Below are 19292 nucleotides of genomic sequence, written 5' to 3'. Positions count from 1 at the left end.
CGGCGTGGAGATCACTTTAGATTTCCTGGTTATATTTGTATAACTAATAGTTTTTGTAAGATCAACCTATAAAACAGGTAGATTAGGCTTTCTGGCGCCTGCGATTCGACTCAATCATTGACTGGATGAGCCGGTGCCGGAGGGCTGGGCTGCCTGTTTTTTGCTGGTAGGCCAGGGATTCTGGCGAGCCTGCTGTCATCGATACGAATATACGAATCATCGTCATGCTGCATCTCACCTTGCGTCAGTTCGAGATTTTCTGCGCCGTGGCCCAAAGCGGGACCACGGTGGCGGCTGCAGAGGCCGTAGCGCTTTCGCAGTCGGCCACCAGCGCCGCGCTGCAGCAGCTGGAGCAAGGCCTGGGCGTGCAACTGTTCGAGCGCGTGGGCAAGCGCCTGGTGCTCAACGATGCAGGGCGCGCGCTGCTGCCCCAGGCCCTGGGCGTGCTGGAGCAGGCCAGAGGCATAGAGCAGACGTTTTCCGCGCGTGCGGCCAATATGCCCGTGCGCCTGCGCGTGGCGGCCAGCACCACCATTGGCACCTATGCGCTGCCCGAAGTGCTGGCGCGTCTGGCACGCTCGCATCCGCTGGTGCGCGTGGACCTGCAGATCGCCAATACCCAGGAAGTGGGCGAAGCCGTGCTGGCCATGGAGGTCGACATGGGCCTGATCGAGGGCAGCAGCCACTGGCAGGGGCTGGAGGTCGAGCCCTGGCTGCGCGACGAACTGGTCATCGTGGCATCGCCACAGGACCCGCTGGCCGAGCAGGCGCGCAGCAAGCCGCTGGGCGTGGCAGCGCTGCGCAAGGCGGCATGGCTGCTGCGCGAGGCGGGATCGGGCACGCGCGAGATGGTCGAGCATGCGCTGCTGCCGCATCTGCACCAGTTGCCTGCGGCTGCCACGCTGGGCAGCTCCGAGGCGATTGCACGCTGTGTCGAGCAGGGGCTGGGCATCAGCTGTCTGTCGCGCGTGCTGGTGCAGTCACAGCTGCAGGCTCGTGCGCTGGAGATTCTGCCCACCACCTTGCCGCGCATGTGGCGCAACTTCTCTCTGGTGCAGCGCGCCGGAAAGCGCCGCTCGCCCGCGCTGCAGGCCTTTGTCGATGCCTGCAAGGCCGGCGAGCCGTCCGCAGCCCAAGCGCCAAACACGCTGTAGCACTTGAATGACAGTCGCAGGCAGCTATGGTTTTCTTGACAATGATTTTGCTTGCGGCGGCGGTTTTTGCCCCTATATTGGATAGACAAGTCGGGCGCGGGCTGTGCAGCGCCGGCTTTCTCAAGCAGGGAGGAACACCATGAAAACCATCGATGAAATGCTGCACCTGGACCTGCTCACCCATGAACAGCATCTGCAGATCAGCCACTGGATCGACGATGCGCAGTCCCCCGAGGCCATTTTGCAGATGCCTGCCGGACTCTGGCAGGCCGTGGAGCGCGCCAGCCAGGCCATGGGCGTGAACGAGGATTTGCTGCGCCCGCCGGCGCTGGACGCGGGTGGCCTGACTTTCAGTCAGTAAGTCGCCGGGCTGGGTCTCAGTCAAAACTACCTCAAACGCAGGCTGCACAAGCGCAGCCTGCTCTGATTTCTATTTCAACGGGATAGCCGTGCCCTGGGGCACGGCCACGGCGGTGACGCTGTTCTGCGGAGAGCCCTCGATCACCCGGTCCGAGTAGGTCATATAGATCAGGGCATTGCGCTTGGCATCGACCATGCGCACCACACGCAGGCGCTTGAACAGCAGCGAGGTGCGCTCGGTAAACACTTCTTCCTGCTGCCTGAGCGGCGCGGGGAACTGGATATTGCCCGTGGCCTGGCAGGAGATAGACGCTTCCGAGCGATCCTCGGCCAGGCCCAGGCCGCCCTTGATGCCGCCGGTCTTGGCACGCGAGACATAGCAGGTCACGCCCGGCACCTTTGGGTCGTCATAGGCATCGACCACGATCTTGTGATCCGGGCCAATCCACTTGAAGACGGTGTCCACGGCGCCTATCTGCTCGGCATGGCTCATGCCGACAAAGGCCATGGTTCCTACGGTGACGGCCGCAACGGCCAGAGCGGCGGAGAGCAATTTCATGGTGGTGCGCATACAGTGAATTAAGGGTTAACCCTTGTCTTTTGACAGGGCATTGTGTCCCGGGCAAGGGATTGGCAGCCGGCCTTAGGACAATACCGGCTGCTGCAGAGCTTTCTGTATTGCATCACGGTTTGTCCCGGCCTGCTGGCGGGCACCGGCAGCGGAGACGCTGCCACAGGCATGACACAGCGCATGCCGGTCTTGCTAACTCCCTCTTTGATCTGCGACGGCCCTCGGGCGGTGGCTCCATGCAAGCGCCGCATCCACCGGATGTGGCTGTTATCTATGTCGGTGAACGTTTCCGCGCCCGGTCTGAGCGCTTCCTCCCTGTTGCTGATGGCACTGGCCTGCGGCCTTTGCGCGGGCGGCAACTATTTCAACCAGCCGCTGCTGCACTCGATTGCCGGTCATTTCTCGGTCAGCGAGTCGGCGGCCGCGACCAGCGTGACGCTGGCCCAGGTGGCCTATGCGGCAGGCCTGTTGCTGCTGGCCCCGCTGGGCGACAAGCTGCAGCGCCGCGGCCTGGCGGTGAGCCTGATGCTGCTGGCGGCACTGGGGCAGGCGCTGTGCGGTCTGGCGGGGCAGTTCGATCTGTTTTTGCTGGGCACGCTGATGGCCGGTCTGTTCTCGGTTGCAGCCCAGGTGCTGGTGCCCATGGCGGCGGCCCTGGCCCAGCCGGGGCAAAGCGGGCGGGCCGTGGGCTGGGTGATGAGCGGTCTGCTGCTGGGCATTCTGCTGGCCCGCAGCGTGGCCGGCATGGTCTCGGAGGCCTGGGGCTGGCAAGCCGTCTACCAGGGCGCTGCGCTGGTGATGGCCGTGGTGGCGCTGTGGCTGTGGAGGGCGCTGCCGGCATCGCGCAACCCCAGTCCTGTCAGTTATTCACAGGTGCTGAGAAGCATGTGGCATCTGCTGCGCAGTCAGCCGGGTCTGCGCCAGCGCACCCTGGTCAGCGCGCTGGCGTTCGCCTCGGTCAGCGTGCTGTTCTCGACCATGGCGCTGCAGTTGTCCAGCGGTCCCCTGGGCCTGGACGACGGGCAGATCGGCTTGATCGGTCTGGCCGGCGCGGCGGGTGCCCTGGTGGCCACGCAGGCGGGGCGACTGGTGGACAAGGGCCTGGGCCGCGTGAGCTGCGCCATCGGGGCGCTGGCCCTGCTGCTGTCCTGGCCGCTGCTGTGGGTGGGCGGAGCGCATCTGGGCTGGTTCGTGCTGGGCATGGTGGTGATCGATCTGGGCCTGCAATGCCTGAATATCACCAACCAGGCCACAGTGGCCCAGTTGCTGCCCGCAGCGCGCGGCCGCATGAATGCCGTCTATATGACGGGCTATTTCACGGGCGCGGCGGCGGGCTCGGCGCTGGGGACTCTCGCCTGGCGCATCAACGGCTGGCAGGGGGCCTGCGCCCTGGGCCTGGCCCTGGCGCTGCTGGCCTGTCTGGGCACTTTCAGGATGCGCAAGACCCATGGCCTGGTGACCAGGCTGGCCTAGAGCCGCTGGCGTCTAAAGATCCCAGCGCAGGGAGGCGCTAAAGGTTCTCTGCGGATAGGGATGGAAGTTCCAGTACCTGGCATTGTTGGCGTTGTCTATGCCAAAGGCGGCCGACAACTGCTTGTCGATCTGATAGCGTGCCCGCAGATCGACGCTGAAGTACTGGCTGGCACCCATATAGGTGTCGGCATGGACATCGCTGTTGTCCAGATTCGAGTACTGGCGCCCGCTGTAGCGCGCGGCCACCGTCAGGGCCCAGCGTTCATCGGGCTTGTAGGTGGCCCATGCTGTGGCACGCCAGCGTGGCACGCGGGGTTGCCATTTGCCGACGCTGGCCGGGTTGGCGGCATTGGCCGTGATGCGCGAGTTGGCCCAGGTCAGGCTGCCGCCCAGGTCCAGCCCGCGAATCCACACCGACTGCGCCGAGTAAGCCAGTTCCAGCCCCGAGGTACGGACCTGATCCACGTTCTGCACCGCAGAGATGGTGGTGCCGGGAATCAGCTGGCTGTAGAGCGCATCGCGCGTGCGCTCGTGGAACCAGGTCGCGCGAAGCAAACCATTGCCCAGATCCTGCTCGGCCGTCAGCTCGCCCGTCCAGGACTTTTCAGGTTTCAGATTCGGGTCGTTGATGAAGGACAGTGCCCCGCCAGAGGTCGCGCCATACAGCTCGCCCACCGTGGGAAAGCGCACGGCACGGCCCAGCGAGGCCTTGAGTGTGGTGTTGCGGGCCAGTTGGTAGGCCAGCGCGGCCTTGGGCGAGAAATGCGATTCGCTGCGCTGGGCGTAATTCAGCTGGCTGCTGGTCGTGGCGGTGCGGCCCTGGCTGGCCGTCCAGTCTTCCCAGCGCAGACCCAGCACGGCCTTCCAGTCTCTGGCCAGCTGCCAGCTGTCCTGTGCCCAGGCATAGCGGGTCTCGGCCCTGCCGCCGACCTGGCTGACGATGGACTGCTCGTTGGCCGGGCCGGACTGCCAGTCGCCAACCACGTTGTATTTGCCGATGTTGAGCTTGTAGGCATCGCGGCCCAGGCCGAAGTCCACGATATGTGTGCCCTTGAGGCCTTGCGGTCGCCATGTGCCCTTGGCGGCCAGCGTGTTCCAGCCCGTGCCGTCCTGATCCTGCAGCGAACCCCTGCCACCCAGATTGGCAGCCGGCTGGGCTACGGTGGGCACGCGCTGCTGATCCTTGCCGTAGTCGTACAGGCTGGCGCTGAGCTCCCAGTCGAACTCGCCCTGGGTATGGCTTTTGAGCGAGACGCCATGCATGGTGTGGGTCTGCTGGTCCTGGCTCAGGCCGAAGGCGGTGTCGGCCAGCTTGTAGGTCTTGCCGTCGATATTGATATTGCCGCTGTACACCGGCTGGCCGTCGGGCCCGCGCAGATAGGTCTCGGAGCTGCCTCTGGCGCTGTTCTGCCACCAGCCCAGGGTGTAGCTGGCGCGCAGCGTGGGCGTGATGTCGTAGGCCAGCTTGATCTTGGCGTGATCCTGCCGGGTGCGGTACTGCGTGCCCGCGCCCAGGATGTACCAGGGCTGGTTGGTGGTGTTGAGCCCGGCAATGGCACCGGTCACGGGCGTGCCGGCACCGCCCGCCACGCCGGCGGACTGCAGCACGGTGGGGAAGGTCATGGGCTGGCCCTGGCTGTCGCTGCGGCTCAGATTGATCCAGTACGACCAGTCGCCGCTTCTGCTGCCGATGGAGGCGCTGGTATTCCAGCTGCGGTAATGGCCGCTGCTGCCCAGCACGTCGGCACTCTGGTGGGCATAGCCGGCGGCCACATGGGCTTCGAGCTTGTCGGGCATGCGCGTCACATACTCCACCACGGCGCCGGCGGAATTGCCGGGGTAGGCGGCGGAGAACGGGCCGTACATGACGTCGACGCGTTCGATCTCCTCGGGCGTCACCAGGCCCCAGCGCGGCGCATAGTTGCTGCCGTTGGCAATGCCATTGCCCAGATAGTTGGACAGCAGAATGCCGTCGGCATAGACGGCCGAGCGCGCGCTATTGCCCGTGCCCGAAGCGCGGGTAGAGAGGATGGCGTGGTTGTAGTCGCCGATATAGCGCTTGCGCACCAGCAGGCCTGGCAGATATTTGAGGGCATCCTCGCTGTCGGTGGCATTGATGCGGGTCTCTATCTCCTCGCGCGTGATGCCTTCGATGGTGGTCGGAATCTGCGTGGGCAGCGAGCTGGGCTGGCCGCCGTTGACGGTGACCACGCCCAGGGTCTTGGAGCGCTCAGGCAGGTCGGCGGAATCGGTTGAGGTCTGGGCCAGGCACGGCCATGCAATACCACTGACCACCAGCGGCAGAAAAATCTGTTTCATGAATGCTTACCTTGGGACGTGGTTGTCCCTATGAATCTGATTGCGGCCAGCGCAGATCGGAACTGCGCTAGAGCCTGAAATGGTTCAGAGGTAAACGGGAGGCGGTCCGCGCGCAGGCAGGGGGGCTGCGGTGAGTGAGGCGATGCGCGCCCGCTGCACGGGCTGCAGCGCATGCCACAGCGGCGACGCGGTAGGGGGCGGCAGCTGCAGCGCGGGCGGAGGCGGTGCTGCATGGGGCAGGCACATGGGGCAATCGAGGTGGCCCGCACCCAGGGCACTGCCGCCGTCTTCGCCCTTGACGATCAGCTTGACTGCGCCGGTGCTGGTGCAGATCAGCTCAAACCCCTGAGACTGGATCAGCGGCGCGGCTGCCGCCACCCCCATGGACAGTGCCATCCATGCCAGCACGCACCGGCCCAGCAGGCAGGTGGCAATGCGGCGAAGCTGTTGCAAGGTCATGGGTGTGCGGTGCTGATATGCGTCCGCATCATACGTCGTCCGCCGCCTCAGACCATGCGTGAAAACCGCCGCGCAAGCCCTGCCGCAGGTGCAAAGTGCTGTGACTTCAAATACAAAACCCGGCGCAAGGCCGGGTCGGTATGGAGGTGCCGAGGGTTCATGCACGGCTCCTGGGCTGGAATATAGGCACTCGCTCAAGCGAGAGATGGCAAGCAAGAGCCTGGCCGGCCGCGCCGCCTCGCGGCGAGGCCGTCGTCCCCCTCAGGGGGTCACTGTCCATTCACATGCTTGCGCAGATGTTCCAGAGCCTCTTCCACCTGATCCACCAGCACCAGGCACAGGTCGCCGGGCTGCAGGCGGGCCAGGGCATGGTCGATGGCGAGGAACTCGCCATGGATCTCTGTGCTGTAGCTGGTGCGCGGCGCGCCTTCCAGGCCCTTTTTCAGCAGGGCCAGCACTTCACCATCCACGCGGCCACGTTGGCAGGCGTCCTGATAGAGCACCACATCATCGAACACCTTGCCCAGGATCTGGGTCTGTTCGGTGATGTCCTGGTCGCGGCGATCGCCGGCGCCCGAGATCACCACGCTGCGGCGCTTGGCGGGCATGGCTTCCACGGCCTGCGACAGCGCGCGGATGGCGTCGGGGTTGTGGCCGTAATCGGCAATGATGGTGGCGCCCTTGTAGTCCATCACATTGAAGCGGCCGGGGGCGTTGTCGCTGTCATTGAGGAAGCCGGCCAGACCACGGCGAATGGTCTGCCAGGGCAGGCCTGCGGCCCATGCGGCGCCGATGGAGGCCATGACGTTTTCCACCTGGAAGGTGATGGTGCCGTTACGGGTCAGCGGAATGTCGCGCAGCGCGATGCTCTCGCGCCAGGAACCTTCTGCGGCCACGATGGCGTCGCCATCGACATAGACCACGCGGCTGCCCTGGGCACGGTGCGTGGCCATGACGGGGTGGTGGCGGTCGGCGGCAAAGAAGATGACCTTGCCGGGGCAGACATGGGCCATGGCCGCGACCAGTGAATCGGCGGCATTGAGCACGGCATAGCCCGTGGAAGCCACGTTTTGCACGATGACGCGCTTGAGAACGCTGACATCTTCCTTGGTGGTGATGAAGTTCAGGCCCAGGTGGTCGCCTTCGCCCACATTGGTGACCACGGCGACCTGGCAGCGGTCAAAGCCCAAGCCTTCACGCAAGATGCCGCCGCGTGCGCATTCCAGCACAGCCGCATCGGTCTCGGGGTGGGCCAGGGCGTTGCGCGCACTCTTGGGGCCGGAGCAGTCGCCGCTGTCGATCTGGCGACCGTTGACGTACACGCCATCGGTGTTGGTCATGGCAGTGCGCCAGCCATGCGAGGTGAACAGATGGGCGATCACGCGCGTGGTCGTGGTCTTGCCGTTGGTGCCGGTGACGGCGACCAGGGGGATGCGGCCGTCGTCGCCGGGCGCGAACAGCTCGTCCACCATGGGTACGCCCACATTGCGGGGACGGCCGAAGGAGGGCGCCAGGTGCATGCGCAGGCCGGGAGCGGCGTTGACTTCCACGATGCCGCCACTTTGCTCTTCCAGAGGCTTGAGCATGGTTTCGCAGACCACGTCCACGCCGCAGATATGCAGGCCTATGGTCTGTGCGGCCTCGATGGCGCGGGCGGCGATTTCGGGATGCACATCATCGGTCACATCGGTGGCGCTGCCGCCGGTGGACAAATTGGCGTTGTTGCGCAGCACCACGCGCTGGCCCTGGGCGGGCACGCTGTCAGGCGTCAGGCCTTCGCTGGCGATGCGGGCGATGGCGATATCGTCCAGCCGCACCTTGGTCAGTGCCGTGCCGTGGCCGGAGCCGCGGCGCGGGTCCTGGTTGACGATGTTCACCAGCTCGCGGATGGTGTGCAGGCCGTCGCCCAGCACCTGGGGAGGCTCGCGGCGGGCGGCAGCGACCAGCTGGCCGCCGACGACCAGCATGCGGAAGTCATGGCCGGGCAAAAAGCGCTCGACGAGGATCTCGTCGCCAAATTCGCTGGCGGTCTTGTAAGCGGCCTCCAGGCCTTCGCGGGTGGTGATGTTCACCACCACGCCCTTGCCCTGGTTGCCGTCCTGGGGTTTGACCACCACAGGCAGACCCACTTCCTGGGCCACGGCCCAGGCGTCTTCCACGTCGGTGACGGGACGGCCCATGGGCACGGGCACGCCGGCTGCATGCAGCAGGCGCTTGGTCAGATCCTTGTCCTGCGCAATGGACTCGGCCACGGCGCTGGTGGAGTCGATCTCGGCGGCCTGGAAGCGGCGCGCACGCGAACCCCAGCCCAGCTGCACCAGCGAGCCGGTGGTCAGGCGACGGAAGGGAATGCCGCGTGCCACGGCGGCATCGACGATGGCGCCGGTCGAGGGGCCGATACGGTCGTCCTCGTCCAGCTCGCGCAGCTCGGCAATCGTGGCGTCGGCGTCGAAGGGCGTGTCGTTCAATGCGGCCTGAATCAGGGCTTCGGCACGCTCCATGGCCAGCTTGCCCACGGATTCTTCGGTGTACTCGACCACCACCTGGAAGGTGCCTTGCTCCACGGTCTCGTGGGTGCGGCTGAAGGTGACGGGGCAGCCCGCCTGGGCCTGCAGCGACAGGGCGGCAACCTCCAGCACATGGGCCAGCGACAGGCGCTGGTCTGCGCCATGCGGCTGCAGCGTACCGATGGTGGGGAAACGCGCGCGCAGCTTTTCTTCAAAGCCGGGCATGGCGGTGTACAGCAGCTCGCTGTCTTCGCAGTGCACGATGGCTTCGATGGCTGTGCTGCGGGTCCAGAGGTTGGGGCCGCGCAAGGCTCGGTTGCGAGTGATCTGCATAGTGTTTCTTTCAGCTGAATTTCAAGCTTTTTCTTGGTCTGACGCTTGTGAGGAAAGCGTCAGCAGCTATATCTGTTGAAGCGTTTTATGGGGCAATCAAGCCTGGTATTCAAAGGTCTTGATGCCGGCGCCGATCAGCTCGGGTGTGATGTCCAGCGCCCAGGCGGAGGCAATCGCAGCCAGCAGCGCGCTGGTGTCGGGGCGCTTGCCGCCGGCCAGGGACAGCGCTTCCAGCGTGCCCAGCACACGTTCCTGTGTGCCGGTGGCCAGCACCACGTTGTTGCCCTTGAGGAAGACGGCGCGGCCGCCTTCATGACGGGCTTCGGTGTTGGCGCGGTGGGCGGCGACAAATTCATTCTCGGCGCCGGTGGCGTACAGAATGACTTCGCCGTCGCAGAGCTCGGCCAGATCGGCCACTTCGGGCAGGTCGGCGTTGAGCACACCCGCGCCTTCGTCCAGTACCACGTCGATCTGGGTGCGCATCACGCGGCGCATCTGGCCGGGCTCCAGCACATCGTGATCGGCCAGTTGCTCGTAGCCGTCCATGTCGGTGACCACGCCGACCAGGCAGCGGTCATAGGCCAGGCCTTCTTCCAGAATGGAACGGGCCGTGGTCTGGATGACGGCGGCTTCGGCCAGACGGTTGGTCAGCAGACGATGGGCTCCGGCCCAGTTGGCGGTATTGGTCTTTTGCGTATGGCGATTGGCGAGGAACATGCCTTCGCTGCTGGCCACGCCGGTCAGCTTGCCCGACAGCTGCAGCAGCCAGCCGACCAGGCGCGAAATGAAGGCGTTGTTGCGTGTGCCCACAATGCCGACCACGGGGATGCGACCGGCGCCGGCACCGTCTTCGCGGGGGAAGAGATGGTCGGCAATCGCCATGCCCACGGGGCGCGGTGCGCCGCTGGTGGGCTTGAGGTGCATCAACAGGCCGGGGCCGGCGTTGACTTCCAGAATTGCTCCCTGGCCCTGCATGGGCTTGGAGACATCCTTGAGGATCATGTCCATGCCGGCAATGTCCAGGCCGACGATCTTGGCGGCCAGCACGGCGTAGTAAGCCACGTCGGGGTGCACGTCGTCGAGGCAGTCGATGGCCATATTGCCGTTGCGCTGCAGCAGCACGCCCTGACCCTGGGGAATCACGCTGTCGGGCGTCACATGCTGGCGATTGAGTTCCAGCTTGACGGCACCGGCTTCCAGATTGATCCAGTCCAGCGGGTATTCCTGCTCGGGGCCGCGGCGCGGGTCCTGGTTCAGCACTTCCACCAGCTCACGCAGCGTGGCATTGCCATTGCCGTAGACGGAAACCGTCTCGCCCTTGGTCGCGGCCACCACCTTGCCGCCCACGACCAGCAGGCGGTGCTCCACGCCGTCGATGAATTTTTCGACGATCACGTCCGAGCCTTCGGGCTGGGCCAGTGCAAACGCGGCCTTGATGTCGGCTTCCTTGGACAGCTCCAGGGTCACGCCACGGGCATGGTTGCCGTCCGAGGGCTTGACGGTCACGGGAAAGCCGATGTCCTGCGCCACTTCCCAGGCTTCTTCGGGCGATGCCACGATCTGGCCTTCGGGCACGGGCACGCCGCAGGCGGCCAGCAGGCGCTTGGTGAAGTCCTTGTCCTGGGCAATGCCTTCGGCGATGGCGCTGGTCTGGTCGGACTCTGCCGTCCAGATGCGGCGCTGTGCCGCGCCATAACCGAGCTGCACCAGGTTGCCGTCGTTGAGGCGGATATGGGGAATGCGGCGCTCGCTGGCGGCATCGACGATGCAGCCGGTCGAGGGGCCCAGGTAGCGGTCGTTGATGGCCGTCTTGATGGCATGCACGGCGGGCTTGAGGTCGAACGGCTCGTCATTGATGGCCGCCATCAGCAGCTTGTGCCCATATTCCAGCGCCACGCGGGCCACGGCCTCTTCGGGGCAGCGGAACACCATGCGGTACACGCCGCGTCTGGAAATTTCGCGGGTCTGACCGAATTCTGCGGGCATGCCGGCCAGGTTCAGCAGCTCGATGATGACATGCTCCATCACGTGACCCATCCAGGTGCCGCCTTCCAGGCGCTGGATAAAGCCGCCGCGTTCACCGACACCGCAGGTGTGCTCGATCAGATCGGGCAGCCAGCTGGTCAGGCGCTCGTTGAGGCCGGGGATCTTGTTGGACGGATAGTCTTCCAGCTCTCCCAGATCCAGCCAGACCTCCAGTACCGGGCGGTAGGTCCAGACACTGGGGCCACGCAGGAAAGTTGTGCGCAAGAGTTGGATGTCGTTGAATTTCGCCATGTTGATCAGCGGATAGGAATGAGGAGAGCAGGTTTTCTTAAACTCCTGCCCCTGATAGGTTGGCATTGTGCGCCCAGAATCTGCATTGTGAAGCTTGTCAGCCTAAATGCAGGTTCGCGCGTTAACCAGGATATATCGGACGTCAGGCGCAGCCATATTCACCATGCCGATGCGGTTGCCCGCATGACTCTTGGAGCCGCCATCGGCGGAGAAAAATAACTCAACATGCAACATCACCATACTGTGGACGCCTCGGCAGTCTTTGCCGGCCCCCTGGGGGGCGAGCTGCGAGCAAGACTCGCTGAACATGAAAACGTATTAGCCGTCGTCCCGGTTGACCTGAGTGCGGATTTGCAGTTCGGCAGCGGCCTGCTGGCACTGACCCAGGAGCGTCTGCTGGCCTGCGATCCCAAGACCCAGCAGTGGTGTGAATGGGCCCTGGCGGTAGATCAAAGCCTGCGCCTGCAGGATCATGGCGGTGTGGGCAACCTGGAACTGCATGACAGGAGCGCGCGTCTTGCACAGTGGCTGATCACGCTGAAGCATCAGAGCTCCATGCTGCAGCTGATGCAGCAGTTCGACCGCCAGCGCGAGCGCATCGCACGTCAGGAGGCCTATAGCGCGGTCAGCGATGAGGATGTCCCGCATTGCCCGGTCTGCCGCTCGGTGCTGCCGCCCGATACCGAGGAATGCCCGGCCTGCGCACGCCAGCAGGCACCCCAGACCTCCACCTGGGTGCTGCTGCGCCTGTGGCGTTTTGCCAAACCCTATCAGGGCCAGCTGCTGCTGGGCTTCTTGCTGACCCTGGCCACCACGGCGGCCCAGTTGGTGGCTCCTTATCTGACCATCCCGCTGATGGACAAGATCCTGATTCCGTTCCAGAACGGTGAAAAAATCGACCGGGATCTGGTTTTCTTCTATCTGGGCATGCTGCTGCTGTCGGCGCTGCTGGCCTGGGCATTGGGCTGGGCACGTACTTTCGTGCTGGCCAAGGTGTCCGAGCGCATAGGCTCCAATCTGCGCACCACCACCTACAACCACTTGCTGAACCTGTCGGTGGATTACTACGGCAGCAAGCGTACGGGGGATCTGATGGCGCGTATCGGTGCCGAAACCGATCGCATCAATCTGTTTCTGTCGCTCAACGCACTTGATTTTGCAACCGATGTGCTGATGATCGTGATGACATCGGCCATCCTGTTCTCCATCAACCCCTGGCTGGCGCTGGTCACGCTGGTGCCGCTGCCCTTCATCGCCTGGATGATCCACACCGTGCGCGATCGCCTGCGCACGGGCTTCGAGAAGATAGACCGCGTCTGGTCCGAGGTGACCAATGTGCTGGCTGACACCATTCCCGGTATCCGCGTGGTCAAGGCCTTTGCCCAGGAAAAGCGTGAAGCCGACCGCTTTGCCGACGCCAATCTGATCAATCTGCAGGCCAACGACAAGGTCAACAAGACCTGGTCGCTGTTCACCCCCACGGTGACGCTGCTGACCGAGGTCGGCATTCTGGTGGTCTGGGGCTTCGGCATCTATCTGGTGGCCGGCGGCTCCATCACGGTCGGTGTGCTGACCGCCTTCATCGCCTATATCGGCCGTTTCTATACCCGCCTGGATTCGATGAGCCGCATTGTCTCGGTCACGCAGAAGGCTGCTGCCGGTGCCAAGCGCATCTTCGACATCCTCGACCATGTCAGCAATGTGCCCGAGCCCAGCAACCCCGTGAAGCTGCCCGGCAAGGCCAAGGGTGCCATCACCATGGAGGATGTGGGCTTTCGCTACGGCAGCCGTGCCGTCATCAAGCATCTGAACCTGGAGATCAAGCCCGGCGAGATGATCGGACTGGTCGGCCACAGCGGCTCGGGCAAGAGCACCCTGGTCAATCTGATCTGCCGTTTCTACGACGTCTCCGAGGGCTCCATCCAGCTCGACGGCGTGGACGTGCGCCGCATGTCCGTGTCCGACTACCGCAGCAATATCGGCCTGGTGCTGCAGGAGCCCTTCCTGTTCTTCGGTACGATTGCCGAGAACATCGCCTACGGCAAGCCCGATGCCACGCGCGAGGAAATCGTGGCCGCGGCGCGTGCCGCCCATGCCCACGAGTTCATCCTGCGCCTGCCCCACGGCTATGACTCCCTGGTCGGCGAGCGCGGACAGGGCCTGTCCGGTGGCGAGCGCCAGCGCATTTCCATCGCGCGTGCGCTGCTGATCGATCCGCGCATCCTGATCCTCGACGAAGCCACCTCGGCCGTGGATACCGAGACCGAAAAGGAAATCCAGAAGGCGCTGGACAATCTGGTCCAGGGGCGCACCACGATCGCCATTGCCCACCGCCTGTCCACCTTGCGCAAGGCCGACCGTCTGGTGGTCATGGATCGTGGCGAGATCGTCGAAGTCGGCCCGCACTACGAGCTGATGGATCTCAAGGGCCATTACTTCCGCCTGTACGACGCCCAGGCACGCCGTGCCGAAGAGGATGCGCAAGCGGCCGGCCTCAAGCTGCAGACCAAGGAAACACAATGATCGAAGCTCCCCAATCCAATCTGAGCGGCATGCAGCTGGAGCGCAACGCCCATGGCCGTCTGGTGCTGACCCTGGGTAACGGCCTGGTCTACGAAGCCGTCGTTCCCGTGCGTGCATTTCCGATTGCCGCGCCTGCCGAAGGGCTGTCGCTGATCGCCGCCGATGGCAAGGAAGCGCTGTGGGTGGCCCGCATGGCCGACCTGCAGCCCGAGCATCGTCAGCTGATCGAGCAGGACCTGGCAGTGCGGGAGTTCGTGCCGACCATAGAGCGCATCCTCAAGGTCTCGAGTTTTTCCACCCCCAGCACCTGGGAGCTGCAGACGGATCGCGGCCTGACGCAGATGGTGCTCAAGGCCGAGGAAGACATTCGCAAGCTGGCCGGGCGCACCCGACTGCAGATCACGGGCCAGGATGGCGTGCAATATCGGATTCCCGACAGCAGCAAGCTGGACCGGCATTCGCGCAAGCTGCTGGAGCGCTTTCTGTAAGCTGCGCAGCGCGACTATTTCAAGGGCCTTGCATAATCGCGAGGCCCTTTTTTGTATCAAATTGCGCAGTGGCGCTTGATATACATAGGCTAATAGCTATCAAAATAGGATTGAAAACAATCCTACAGTTTTCTCAAGCGTGGCCGATAACAGGGCGAGATAGCTGATTTTCCGCCTGCACCTTTTTACTGCCGAGGGCCAAGCCATGCAAATTCCACCTCTAGACCGGACACAGACGCCCTGGCGTACCCAGGGTGCGGATTTGTATTCCACAGGCGCCTCTGGCGCCGCGCCGGTGCGCCCCGTGAATGCGGTGAATGCCACGGAGTCGGTGGACAAGATCGGCGAGGGCCGCACGGTGCGCGAGCCCGAGAAGCCCTCGGCTCCCGATACCGAGAACCGCGACTGGACGCTGGCCGAGGAGATCAAGCAAAAGGAGGAGGTCGAGGAGCCGCCCAAGGAGCCGATCTCCAAGCAGCTGATCGAGTTCATCCAGTCCATGTGGCGCGCCAGCGCCCAGGCGGTGGAGCAGGCGCAGGAAACCAGCAAGTCGGAAGATCTGCTGCAGAGCAAGCAGACGGCGCGCAATGAACCGCTGACTTATTCCGAGCCCCGGATAAAGCGCAGCGGCAACGCCAAGTAAGCGATTGCTTTTGTTTTGAGAGCTGATTGCGCTTGATATTCAAGCGCTTCAGCTATTTTTATAGATTATTTGCTTTCAGGGCCTGCGCTATCAGCTTCTGATTTGTGAGCATCGTCCTTGGCCGGCGCAGCAGCCACGGCTTCCGCGGCCTTGGCCTTTTCACGTGCTGCCCGGTATTTGACGGCAAAGGCGCGCACTTCCTCATAGGTGACGAAGCCGTCCTTGTTGGTGTCGGTTTCGTCAAAGGCGGCGGCCAGCTTGGGGATGATGGCCACTTCCTTGCGGCTGAGTTTGCCATCCTGATTGAAGTCCAGCATCTTGAATTGCTGCTGGGCCTTGATCTCGCCCTTGGAGAGCTGGGTTCCCTGTCTTTCCGCCATCCTGTCGCCGGCGGTTTCCTCGGCGCGCACCGTGGGCAGCAGCAGCACGGCGCTGGTCAGCAGCACGCCCATGGCGGTCTTCATGACCGAGCTGCTGCGCGCGACGAAGGGGTGGTTCTTGGCTTTTGACATAGCGGTACAGATGAGGGCCATGACGGCATTCTCAAGCACCGTCCCGCCGCACTTTCAAAGTTTTGCATTCGCTTGCCGGACTTTGCCAAGCTTTACGTAGGCAGCGCCGTCTTGTCATGGGCAATGCCGCTGCGCACATGGCCCGAGGGAACATGTCCGGCCGCATTGCGCACATGGCCGGTCTGGTCGTCGAAGAAGAAGTCGGGCTCGAACTCGCGCAGAAACCCGCCCTTGGCCAATCCGCCGAGGAACATGGCTTCATCGACATCGATCTTCCAGTCCATCAGCGTATTGAGCGCGCGCTCATGGGCCGGGGCGCTGCGCGCCGTGACCAGGGCCGTGCGCACGCGCATGCCGGCCACATCGGCCTGCTGCAGGCGGTGCAGGGCGGCCAGCAGGGGCTTGAACGGGCCTTCGGGCAGCGGCTGGGCGGCTTTCTCCAGCTCATGCTGCTGGAAAGCCTCCAGGCCCTGGGCCTGGAAGATGCGCTCGGCCTCGTCGGAAAACAGCACGGCATCGCCGTCGAAAGCGATGCGCACTTCGCGCGGATGGCTGCTGCTGGCGCGCATGGAGTCGGTGAACACATGGGCGGCCGGGTAGCCCAGCTGCAGTGCCTGGGTCACGTCATCGGCGTTTGCCGACAGAAACAGCTGGGCTCCCAGCGGGCGCAGATAACCGAAAGGGTCACGCCCCTGGGTGAACACGCCGCGCTGTATGGAATGCAGGCCGTGGGCCTTGGCCGAGCGGAAGACGCGCATGCCGCTGACGGGGTCGTTGCGCGAGAGCAGCACCACCTCCACATGCTGCTGTCCCTCGGTGTTGAAGGCCAGCAGCTTCTTGACCAGCGAGAAGGCAACGCCCGGTGCGGCAGGCACGTTGAGCCGCTCGCGCTGCAGGCGCAGATAGCTCGCCGGGTCGCTGTCCTCGAAGAGGCGGTTTTCCTCCTCGAAATCGAACAGGGCTCGCGAGGAGATGGCAACGACGAGCTTGTCGTTCAGGGTCATGGCCATGGCGGTACGGCTTTGAGCGGATGTGCAGACAAGCTCCGATGATACGCAGGCCGTGGCTGCCTCACCAGTTGGCTTCGCGCTCTGGCGTGGCACTGATGTGGTGGATGGACAGATCGGCGCCGTCGAATTCCTGCTCCTGGCTCAGACGCAGGCCCATGGTCTTCTTGAGCAGGCCGTAGACCAGCAGGCCACCCAGCGCGGCCCATGCCACGCCCATCAGCGTGCCTATAAGCTGGGCCAGCGGATGCACGCCGCCAAGCCCGCCCAGTGCCTGCGTGCCGAAGATGCCGGCCGCAATGCCGCCCCAGGCGCCGCACAGACCGTGCAGCGGCCACACGCCCAGCACATCGTCGATCTTCCATTTGTTCTGCGTCAGCGTGAACATGAAGACAAAGATGGCGCCGGCGGCAGCCCCCACGACCAGCGCCCCCAGGGGGTGCATCAGATCCGAGCCCGCGCAGACGGCAACCAGGCCGGCCAGCGGGCCGTTATGCACAAAACCCGGGTCGTTTTTGCCCACTGCCAGGGCAGTCAGCGTGCCGCCCACCATGGCCATCAGCGAGTTCACGGCGACCAGACCCGAGATCTTGTCCAGACTCTGGGCACTCATCACATTGAAGCCGAACCAGCCCACGATCAGAATCCAGGCGCCCAGCGCCAGGAAGGGAATGCTGGAGGGCGGTGTGGCGGCAATCGCTCCGCCCTGGCGGTAGCGATTGCGGCGTGGGCCCAGCAGCAGCACGGCTCCCAGGGCGATCCAGCCTCCCACGGCGTGGACCACCACGCTGCCGGCAAAGTCATGGAATTCGGCGCCGGTCAGCGCCTTGATCCAGGCCTGAACGCCGAAATGCTGGTTCCAGGCAATGCCCTCGAAGAAGGGGTAGATCAGGCCCACGATCATGGCCGTGGCGATCAGCTGAGGCCAGAACTTGGCGCGTTCGGCAATGCCGCCCGAGATGATGGCGGGAATGGCAGCGGCGAAGGTCAGCAGAAAGAAGAACTTGACCAGGCCGTAGCCGTTGAGTGCCGCCAGCTGCTCGGCGCCCACGAAAAAGTGCGTGCCGTAGGCCACGCCATAGCCGAGCGCGAAATAGACCACGGTGGAGACCGAGAAGTCGACCAGGATCTTGACCAGGGCATTGACCTGGTTCTTGCGGCGCACGGTGCCCAGTTCAAGAAACGCGAAACCGGCGTGCATGGCCAGGACCATGACGGCGCCCATCAGAATGAACAGGGCATCCGCGCCCTGTTTTAGTGCTTGCATGAAAACGCTCCAGCTGAAATTTGCTATTTATTGGTGCGAAATTGCGGAAAAAACCCGCAATGCACTAAAAGAAAGCAAGAATTGCGCCAAGCTGGAGTGGGCGCTTCCGCACCGTTGCGGGCGCGGCCGGCCTATTTGACAAACTGGTTGAGCTGGATGATGGGCATGAGCACGGCCAGAACGATGAGCATGACCACCAGTCCCATGACGACGATGAGCAGGGGCTCCAGAATCGTGGCCAGGTGCATGGCACGGCGCTGGACCTCGGTGGACAGCTGGGTGGCGGCACGCTGCAGCATCAGCGGCAGCTGGCCCGTCTGCTCGCCCAGCCGCGCGAACATGGCAACCAGGCCCGGAAAGCGCTTCTTCTGCGCCAGGGCCGAGGCCAGCGGCGCGCCTTCGCGCACCAGCACCAGCGCATCCATGGCATCGGCGCGCAGCGCGCGGTTGTTCAGCGTCTCGGCGGCGGCCTGCAGGGCCTTGAGAATGGGTACGCCCGCTCCGGCCAGCATGGCCAGCGTGCCGGCAAAGCGCGCCGCGTTATAGCTGCGCGAGAGCCGGCCTATGAGCGGCAGACGCAGCCACTGGGCATCGAAGCGCTCGCGCAAGGCCTCGTTCCTGAGCGCCAGCCGAAGGCCCACGGCAGCCAGCAGCACCACGGCCAGCATGAACCAGCCGTAGTGGCGCACAAAGTCGCTGATGCCGAGCATGACCACGGTGAGAAACGGCAGCGCCCGCTTGGTGCCGGCAAAAACGCCGGCTACCTGCGGCACCACATAGCTGACCAGAAAGATCACGATGACGATGGCCACCAGCGTCACGATGGCCGGATAAAGCGAGGCGCCGATGAGCTTGGACTGCAAGGCCTGGCGCGCCTCCAGGTCGTCGGCCAGGTTCTCCAGCACCGGGCCCAGGCTGCCGCTGGATTCGCCGGCACCGATCACGGCGCAAAAAATATCGGAAAACTCGCGTGGGTGCTGCTCCAGTGCCCTGGCAAAGCTGGAGCCGGCATTGACCTCGGCCCTCAGCGCCGCGATCAGATGATGCTGGCGCTCGTCCTCGGCTTCCTCGGCCAGCGCGGCCAGCGCGCGTTCTATGGGCAGGCCCGAGCTGACCAGTCCCGAGAGCTGGCGCGTCCATACCGCGAGGCTGGTGGAGTTGAAGACCGGGCGCGTGAACCATCCGGAAGCGCCGGTGCGGCCCTGGCCCTTGCCTGCGGCGACGGGCTCGACCTGCAGCGGCACCAGGGCCTGGCTGCGCAGCTGGCTGCGCGCGGCACGGGCGTTGTCGGCTTCCAGGGTGCCCTTGCGGGTCTGGCCCTGGGCATCCAGGGCTTCAAAGGTAAAGGCGGGCATGCGCGAATCGATCTGACGGGTGAGGGGTTAGTGCAGATGGTAGC

The 19292-nt window shown here is 64.3% G+C and carries 15 protein-coding genes; 6 read left to right on the top strand and 9 right to left on the bottom strand.

The window, feature by feature from the left end; genetic code table 11:
• The first annotated feature begins 224 nt into the window (after nucleotides 1–224).
• Nucleotides 225–1154, top strand: coding sequence for a LysR family transcriptional regulator (locus tag ACWGXF_RS03050; RefSeq protein ID WP_087864168.1), 930 nt, complete (start codon nucleotides 225–227; stop codon nucleotides 1152–1154).
• A 139-nt stretch (nucleotides 1155–1293) separates the two neighbouring features.
• A complete protein-coding gene (locus ACWGXF_RS03045) occupies nucleotides 1294–1515 on the top strand; it encodes a hypothetical protein (RefSeq protein WP_003058848.1) in 222 nt (73 codons plus the stop codon).
• Nucleotides 1516–1584: 69 nt separating this feature from the next.
• Here the strand turns inward: ACWGXF_RS03045 and ACWGXF_RS03040 are convergent, their stop codons facing one another.
• Nucleotides 1585–2085 (bottom strand): CreA family protein, encoded by a 501-nt coding sequence (locus ACWGXF_RS03040; RefSeq protein WP_256629731.1) that lies wholly within the window; start codon nucleotides 2083–2085, stop codon nucleotides 1585–1587.
• A 273-nt stretch (nucleotides 2086–2358) separates the two neighbouring features.
• On the opposite strand from ACWGXF_RS03040, the gene ACWGXF_RS03035 reads away from it, so the two are divergent.
• Nucleotides 2359–3558, top strand: a complete 1200-nt coding sequence (locus ACWGXF_RS03035; protein WP_256629732.1) for an MFS transporter — start codon at nucleotides 2359–2361, stop codon at nucleotides 3556–3558.
• 12 nt (nucleotides 3559–3570) lie between these two features.
• Here ACWGXF_RS03035 and ACWGXF_RS03030 read toward each other — a convergent pair whose 3' ends face one another.
• The 4 genes from ACWGXF_RS03030 to ACWGXF_RS03015 form a co-directional block, all read right to left on the bottom strand.
• Entirely contained in the window at nucleotides 3571–5877 is a 2307-nt protein-coding gene (locus tag ACWGXF_RS03030; RefSeq protein ID WP_452101670.1) for a TonB-dependent receptor, read from the bottom strand.
• A gap of 84 nt (nucleotides 5878–5961) precedes the next feature.
• The gene (locus ACWGXF_RS03025; RefSeq protein ID WP_256629734.1) at nucleotides 5962–6336 is read right to left on the bottom strand and encodes a DUF2946 family protein; all 375 of its coding nucleotides are present in this window, start codon (nucleotides 6334–6336) and stop codon (nucleotides 5962–5964) included.
• A gap of 269 nt (nucleotides 6337–6605) precedes the next feature.
• The gene (gene cphA, locus ACWGXF_RS03020) at nucleotides 6606–9176 is read right to left on the bottom strand and encodes a cyanophycin synthetase (RefSeq protein ID WP_256629735.1); all 2571 of its coding nucleotides are present in this window, start codon (nucleotides 9174–9176) and stop codon (nucleotides 6606–6608) included.
• A gap of 96 nt (nucleotides 9177–9272) precedes the next feature.
• The gene (locus ACWGXF_RS03015; RefSeq protein ID WP_034361371.1) at nucleotides 9273–11453 is read right to left on the bottom strand and encodes a cyanophycin synthetase; all 2181 of its coding nucleotides are present in this window, start codon (nucleotides 11451–11453) and stop codon (nucleotides 9273–9275) included.
• 225 nt (nucleotides 11454–11678) lie between these two features.
• Here ACWGXF_RS03015 and ACWGXF_RS03010 point away from each other — a divergent pair, with 225 nt between their 5' ends.
• From ACWGXF_RS03010 to ACWGXF_RS03000, 3 genes are all read left to right on the top strand, one after another.
• Complete coding sequence (locus ACWGXF_RS03010; protein ID WP_452101669.1) at nucleotides 11679–13976, top strand: cyanophycin metabolism-associated ABC transporter; 2298 nt, start codon at nucleotides 11679–11681, stop codon at nucleotides 13974–13976.
• Entirely contained in the window at nucleotides 13973–14464 is a 492-nt protein-coding gene (locus ACWGXF_RS03005; RefSeq protein WP_003061886.1) for a cyanophycin metabolism-associated DUF1854 family protein, read from the top strand. The genes ACWGXF_RS03010 and ACWGXF_RS03005 overlap by 4 nt, the downstream gene beginning before the upstream one ends.
• A 205-nt stretch (nucleotides 14465–14669) precedes the next feature.
• Complete coding sequence (locus ACWGXF_RS03000) at nucleotides 14670–15107, top strand: hypothetical protein (protein WP_256629737.1); 438 nt, start codon at nucleotides 14670–14672, stop codon at nucleotides 15105–15107.
• 65 nt (nucleotides 15108–15172) lie between these two features.
• Here the strand turns inward: ACWGXF_RS03000 and ACWGXF_RS02995 are convergent, their stop codons facing one another.
• The 4 genes from ACWGXF_RS02995 to gspF form a co-directional block, all read right to left on the bottom strand.
• On the bottom strand, nucleotides 15173–15640 hold the full coding sequence (locus ACWGXF_RS02995; protein ID WP_256629738.1) for an EF-hand domain-containing protein: 468 nt from the start codon (nucleotides 15638–15640) through the stop codon (nucleotides 15173–15175).
• 71 nt (nucleotides 15641–15711) lie between these two features.
• Nucleotides 15712–16629: a 5'-nucleotidase gene (locus tag ACWGXF_RS02990; RefSeq protein WP_256629739.1), complete on the bottom strand. Its 918-nt coding sequence runs from the start codon at nucleotides 16627–16629 to the stop codon at nucleotides 15712–15714.
• Between the two features lie 61 nt (nucleotides 16630–16690).
• Nucleotides 16691–17893, bottom strand: a complete 1203-nt coding sequence (locus ACWGXF_RS02985) for an ammonium transporter (protein WP_256629740.1) — start codon at nucleotides 17891–17893, stop codon at nucleotides 16691–16693.
• A 131-nt stretch (nucleotides 17894–18024) separates the two neighbouring features.
• Nucleotides 18025–19248 (bottom strand): type II secretion system inner membrane protein GspF, encoded by a 1224-nt coding sequence (gene gspF, locus ACWGXF_RS02980; RefSeq protein ID WP_256629741.1) that lies wholly within the window; start codon nucleotides 19246–19248, stop codon nucleotides 18025–18027.
• Nucleotides 19249–19292: the final 44 nt, after the last annotated feature.

This window comes from Comamonas sp. HJ-2 (assembly GCF_053615495.1).
This window is presented reverse-complemented; position numbering and strand designations above follow the sequence as displayed.

Excerpts from the sequence above, each read along its gene's own strand:
- ACWGXF_RS03010 (WP_452101669.1), top strand. The coding sequence starts at position 11,679 with ATGCAACATCACCATACTGTGGACGCCTCGGCAGTCTTTGCCGGCCCC.
- gspF (WP_256629741.1), bottom strand. The coding sequence starts at position 19,248 with ATGCCCGCCTTTACCTTTGAAGCCCTGGATGCCCAGGGCCAGACCCGC.
- ACWGXF_RS03030 (WP_452101670.1), bottom strand. The coding sequence starts at position 5,877 with ATGAAACAGATTTTTCTGCCGCTGGTGGTCAGTGGTATTGCATGGCCG.
- ACWGXF_RS02995 (WP_256629738.1), bottom strand. The coding sequence starts at position 15,640 with ATGGCCCTCATCTGTACCGCTATGTCAAAAGCCAAGAACCACCCCTTC.
- ACWGXF_RS03025 (WP_256629734.1), bottom strand. The coding sequence starts at position 6,336 with ATGACCTTGCAACAGCTTCGCCGCATTGCCACCTGCCTGCTGGGCCGG.
- ACWGXF_RS03000 (WP_256629737.1), top strand. The coding sequence starts at position 14,670 with ATGCAAATTCCACCTCTAGACCGGACACAGACGCCCTGGCGTACCCAG.
- ACWGXF_RS03050 (WP_087864168.1), top strand. The coding sequence starts at position 225 with ATGCTGCATCTCACCTTGCGTCAGTTCGAGATTTTCTGCGCCGTGGCC.
- cphA (WP_256629735.1), bottom strand. The coding sequence starts at position 9,176 with ATGCAGATCACTCGCAACCGAGCCTTGCGCGGCCCCAACCTCTGGACC.
- ACWGXF_RS03015 (WP_034361371.1), bottom strand. The coding sequence starts at position 11,453 with ATGGCGAAATTCAACGACATCCAACTCTTGCGCACAACTTTCCTGCGT.
- ACWGXF_RS03040 (WP_256629731.1), bottom strand. The coding sequence starts at position 2,085 with ATGCGCACCACCATGAAATTGCTCTCCGCCGCTCTGGCCGTTGCGGCC.
- ACWGXF_RS03005 (WP_003061886.1), top strand. The coding sequence starts at position 13,973 with ATGATCGAAGCTCCCCAATCCAATCTGAGCGGCATGCAGCTGGAGCGC.
- ACWGXF_RS03045 (WP_003058848.1), top strand. The coding sequence starts at position 1,294 with ATGAAAACCATCGATGAAATGCTGCACCTGGACCTGCTCACCCATGAA.
- ACWGXF_RS02985 (WP_256629740.1), bottom strand. The coding sequence starts at position 17,893 with ATGCAAGCACTAAAACAGGGCGCGGATGCCCTGTTCATTCTGATGGGC.
- ACWGXF_RS02990 (WP_256629739.1), bottom strand. The coding sequence starts at position 16,629 with ATGGCCATGACCCTGAACGACAAGCTCGTCGTTGCCATCTCCTCGCGA.
- ACWGXF_RS03035 (WP_256629732.1), top strand. The coding sequence starts at position 2,359 with ATGTCGGTGAACGTTTCCGCGCCCGGTCTGAGCGCTTCCTCCCTGTTG.